The 3,263-nt window shown below is 61.3% G+C and carries 4 protein-coding genes; 2 read left to right on the forward strand and 2 right to left on the reverse strand.

Features of this window, described 5'->3' with window-relative positions:
• Window positions 1-562, forward strand: a 562-nt coding sequence (locus GX108_03400) for an alpha/beta hydrolase (GenBank protein NLO56089.1), incomplete at its 5' end; no start/stop codon positions are given.
• On the opposite strand, the gene GX108_03405 is transcribed toward GX108_03400, so the two are convergent.
• Window positions 559-1,341, reverse strand: a complete 783-nt coding sequence (locus GX108_03405; GenBank protein NLO56090.1) for a prepilin peptidase — start codon at window positions 1,339-1,341, stop codon at window positions 559-561. The two genes, GX108_03400 and GX108_03405, sit on opposite strands and share 4 nt — an antisense overlap.
• An 83-nt stretch (window positions 1,342-1,424) precedes the next feature.
• The gene (locus tag GX108_03410) at window positions 1,425-1,865 is read right to left on the reverse strand and encodes a hypothetical protein (protein NLO56091.1); all 441 of its coding nucleotides are present in this window, start codon (window positions 1,863-1,865) and stop codon (window positions 1,425-1,427) included.
• Between the two features lie 100 nt (window positions 1,866-1,965).
• Between GX108_03410 and GX108_03415 the strand changes: the two genes are divergently transcribed.
• Entirely contained in the window at window positions 1,966-2,853 is an 888-nt protein-coding gene (locus GX108_03415) for a YitT family protein (GenBank protein ID NLO56092.1), read from the forward strand.
• Window positions 2,854-3,263: the final 410 nt, after the last annotated feature.

A 3,263-nucleotide genomic window follows, 5' to 3' on the forward strand; every position in this document is an offset into this window, starting at 1 on the left:
CCGCCACAGGCGCGACCGGGAAACCTTCTGCGAAGACAGGGAATCCTGGGCCCACGCAGCCTTCCGGGGCAAGACCTTTCTCCAGGATCATGCCGACGCCGTGGCAGGCATCGAGGCGGCCGCCGGTAAAGCCGCTCCTGGCAGGGTCTGGCTCTTCGGCTTCTCCCTCGGGGGTATACACGTCGTCCTGGCCGCCGGCAACGGCTCCCTCACCTTCACCCCCGCCGGCATAATCCTGGGAGGCTCGGGGTTCAGGATCCGTCCCGAGGCGGAACTAGCCCGGGACCTGCCGATCCTGGACACCATGCCCGAAAGCGACCTTCTCGTCGAGGCCGCCGGCCGCCTGAAAGTGGAGAGGCTCATCTCCTTCTACGGATCGTTGGACTTCACCTTCGCCGAGGAGACCTGCCGCCGCCTGGTGGAGGCGGCCCCTTTGCCACCGGAAAGGAAGGACTTCGTCGTGATCGAGGGCGCCGACCATGCCTTCCGCAACTTCAGGGGCGCTCCTTCAATCAAGCCTCTGGAGATGATCTCCTCCTACCTGGCCCGGTCGCTCTTCTAACCCCAGGGCCAGCCCGGCCCCATCCCAAGGTAGGAAAAGAACCACGACCCCGTCAGCATCGACAGGATCCCGCCCGCCGCCAGGAACGGCCCCAGGGGAAGGGCATCCTTTCGCCTGACCTTCCGCAAAAGGAGCAGGGCCAGGGCCGTCAGTCCGCCCATCATGAAGCCCGTGTAAAGACCCCAGGCCGTCAAACGCCACCCCAGGGCGGCCCCCATCCCCGCCATCAGGCTGGCATCACCCCACCCCATGCCACCCCTGCTGACGATGATGATCACCGCGATGACGGAAAACCCCAGCCCCGCGCCGAGCAGGCCGTCCGCCAGGGCGCCCCAACCTCCGCCCATGCGCAGGACCAACCCCGCGGCCCCGAGCCCCCAGGCGAAAAGATCGTAGACATAACCGGAGTAAAGGTCAGTCAGGGCGTTCAGAAAAAGTCCGGCGGCGATCACCGCGGCGAAGGCCGTCGTCGCCGAGGGGCCCCACTTCCAGGCCAAGAGGCCGCCCGCCGCGGCCCCGCAGACTTCCACCAGCAGGTACCTCGCGGGGATCTCCGCCCCGCAGGAGCGGCACCTCCCCGAGGAGATGAACCAGGACAAGAGCGGTATCAACTCCAGGGCGGACAGCACTTTCCCGCAGCTGTCGCACCTCGACCGTTCGCCCCCCCACCAGGGACGGCCCTCCACGGTCCTCGAGGCCACCACGTTGAGGAAGGACCCCATGGAGGCGCCCAGTAGGGCCGAGAAAACGACGAAGAGGACCGAAAAAACCGAAGCCAAACGCACCACCCCCTGCCGCGCAGGCGCCCCTTACGAAAAAGGGTCCCGGCTCAAGCCGGGACCCTCCTCAAGACAGGACGAAACTAATAGATGAGCTTGCTCTTCCCCTTGCCCTTTCCGCTGAGCATATCCAGTTGCTGGAGCACTGCCGGCGAGGCCACGTCTATCTTGGGCTTCCCCGCCTGCTGTTTAGCCAGTTCCTGCAGCTTCTTCTCGTATTCGTCCATGGCCTTTTTGATGGCCTCCACGTCTCCCTTGACCCACTGGAGGATGCCTTCCGCGACGGTGCGGATAACGTCATCGGCCGGGATCTCCTGGATGACGCCAAGGTCGGCCAGGATCCTGTGCTCCTCCCGGATGGAATCGACGATGTCCTCATCGGTTATCAGGCCCTTGCGGTACATGGCCCTGGCCAGGATGTTGAACTTCGTCTTGAGATTCTCATCGTTGAAGGCCAAGCTGTCCACCCTGGCCAGAAGCATGGACAACACCTCGTCAAGGCTTATTTGCATCGGCATCTGCATTTTCCTTTTCAAATCCCCCTTTACTTCGGAATCGGCCACATTGTAACACGAAGCGGCCCGCGACTTTGAAGGCACGCTCGGAGGGATTATACTCTATCCCATGAGATGGAACCCCGGTAAATACATCGACCAGGCCGTGGCAACGATCCGCGAGGAACTGCCGACCTTCGCCCTTGTCTCCTTCGGCACGTTACTAGTCTCCTTCGGCATCATGGCCCTGACGCTTCCCTACCGCCTCCCCACCTCGGGCGTGGCGGGAATCGCCGTGCTCACCAACTACGCCTTCGGCATCTCCCCTGCGTGGGTGGTGGGGGTGGGCAACGTCGTCCTGCTCTCCTGGGGGCTCAAGGAACTGTCCCTCCGCTTCGTGGGGTGGACCGTTTACGCCGTGGGCCTCATGACCGCATTCCTCAAGCTCATGGAGGGCATGCCCCACCCACAACTCAACGAACTGCTGCTGGTGGCTATCCTCGCCGGAGTGGTGAAGGGGATTGGGGGCGGGCTGGTGCTGCGGTCGGGGAGCTCCCTGGGGGGCACGGGCGTGCTGGTGGTGGCTCTCAGGAAGCGCTACGGGGTAGAGGTGGGCCGTTTCAACTTCTATATAAACCTGGTCATCCTCAGCGTGTCGGTCTTTATCATCGGGCTCGAAGGGGCCATCTACGGACTGGTCAGCACCTTCGTCGACGGACTTTTGACCGACAACGTCCTGCGATCCTTCGACAGGAGGAGACAGGTCATCGTCATCAGCAACCGACCCAAGGAAACCGCCGCCTTCATCACCGAGGAACTCGGCCGGGGCGTGACGATCTTCCACGGCGAGGGCGGTTTCACCCAGGAAGAGCGCCCCGCCCTGCTCTGTGTCCTGACCCCGCGCCAGACCGTCGATCTGAAACGCCACCTGTCCATCAGCGACCCCAAGGCCTTCATGATCGTATCGGATGCGTCGGAGGTCCTGGGCCGCGGCTTCAAGAGCTGGACCTCCCTCTAACCTTGGGGTCATCTAACCTTGGGGTCAGAGCTTGAATTGCAGCATTTGTATACAGAAAGGGCAAAATACGTGAATCGTAAATCGTAAATCGAAGGGGCAAAACCACCAATCGGGAATCGGAAGAGCGAAAAACCGGAAAACAAGGCGTCAGGAAGAACTCAAGGCCACAAAAAAGCAAACATAAGGCGACAGTCTACAGAAGACTTAAGGGCATGGTACCGGAAACACTTTGGCTCTGCCGATCCATGCCCTTCGTTTTTCGTATTGCCTGCGCCTTTCTTTTACGTCTAACTTCTCACGCCCTTTTGTTTCTTGCCCCTCCGATTTACGATTAACGATTCACGGCACTTGCGATTCACGCTTTTCTAAAGAATCCTACCTTTCCAGTTTTTCCAGTTCCTCCTCTATCC

It is taken from the genome of Thermovirga sp. (genome assembly GCA_012523215.1).
Classification (GTDB): domain Bacteria; phylum Synergistota; class Synergistia; order Synergistales; family Thermovirgaceae; genus 58-81.

Bases quoted from the DNA above. Each gene is read 5' to 3' on its own strand.
- GX108_03415 (NLO56092.1), top strand. From the start codon at position 1,966: ATGAGATGGAACCCCGGTAAATACATCGACCAGGCCGTGGCAACGATC.
- GX108_03410 (NLO56091.1), bottom strand. From the start codon at position 1,865: ATGCAGATGCCGATGCAAATAAGCCTTGACGAGGTGTTGTCCATGCTT.